We start from the raw sequence: 1,314 nt of genomic DNA on the forward strand, positions 1-1,314 counted from the left end.
GGTGTAGCTCGTGGCCGAGGCCGAGGCCGTGAACGTTACGTTGGCCGACGTGCTCGTCACCGTGTTCGTGCCCGCCGCCGTCGGGGCCGCGCAGGGAGACGGGTTGGTGATGCAGATGGTGAAATCACCGGACTCGCCATAGTAATCGAATACCCGCACGTAGTACGTGGCGCCGACAGTTAAGCTATTGGCGGTAATGATTTCCGTGCCCCCTTCGCCGCTGTTGTCCTGGCAGGAACCAATGTTGACGCCGGGGCAGGCGCCGGAGCGCAGGTTCACTACCGCATCGAAGGTCCCGGTTCCTACTACTCTGATAGTATGGCTGGTGTTGGTGGCTACGAAGGAGTACCACACGTCACTGTCTGGCGTACCGACACAGGAACCAGTGACCGTAGAAGACGTAGCCCCAACACTGCTGCCCGCGGTTGGCGTGCACGTAGTGGAGGATGTGAGGGAAATAGCGCCCGCACATTCGTCATTGGCGGGTGGCGGCACCGGGGCTCCTGTCGTGAAGTTGACAACCACCGGAGTAGAGATGCCGCCATTGGAGCAGTTCGTGGTAATGGTAATCGTATACGCGGTGCTGGGCGTCAGGCCGGTCAGGCTGATGGGGCTGCCGCTCAGAGTAGCCGTGGAAGTAGTGCCGCCCGCCGTGGGAGCCAGCGTCAGGGTGTAGTTGGTGGCACCGGTAGCGGCCGTGAAGGTAAGCTGGCCGGTAGTAGATGCGGCCGTAACAGCTGCGTTGGTTATCTGTGCACAAGGCGCGTTTGCGGGATTGGTTACACAGATAGTGAACCCGCCGTTGGCTGCCGTAGAAGGAGCTGTAGAAGAGTAGCCGTATACCCGAACGTAATACGTTGCGCCTACAGTAAGGCCGGGGAGCACAAGAGTTTCTGCCGATCCGCTGGCAGTGGCATCAACACAACCAATGTTTGTGCTGCTGGCGCAACTTCCGGCGCGCGCGTCTATTACCGCGTCGAAGCTGCTGTTGCCAACTACGCGCACTGTGTGCTGTGTGCTCGTCGCTACGAACGAATACCAGACGTCATCATCATCGGTGCCAGCGCATGTTCCCGTCAGTGAGCGTGTGGCGCCAAGCGTGGAGCCTGTAACGGGCACGCAGGTTTCACTGGAGGTCAGGCTGATGGCGTTGGCGCAGTCGTCGTTGGCGGGCGGTGGGCTCAGCGTCGTGAAGGAAGTGGTCAGGGCCGACGAGGTCAGGCCGCCGGCGCAGTTGCTGACGATGCTCACCGCATACGTCGTGCCGGGCGTCAGGCCGGTCAGCGCCACGGGCGAAGCCGTGGGAGCGGGCGT

Annotated in this window: 1 protein-coding gene; it reads right to left on the reverse strand. The window is 61.8% G+C overall.

Annotation, left to right across the window (positions count from 1 at the left end):
- A partial coding sequence (locus BUE15_RS22145; RefSeq protein ID WP_170865338.1) for a hypothetical protein occupies positions 1–1,314 on the reverse strand: 1,314 nt, incomplete at both ends.

It is taken from the genome of Hymenobacter psychrotolerans DSM 18569 (assembly GCF_900142395.1).
In the GTDB taxonomy this organism is placed as follows: domain Bacteria; phylum Bacteroidota; class Bacteroidia; order Cytophagales; family Hymenobacteraceae; genus Hymenobacter; species Hymenobacter psychrotolerans.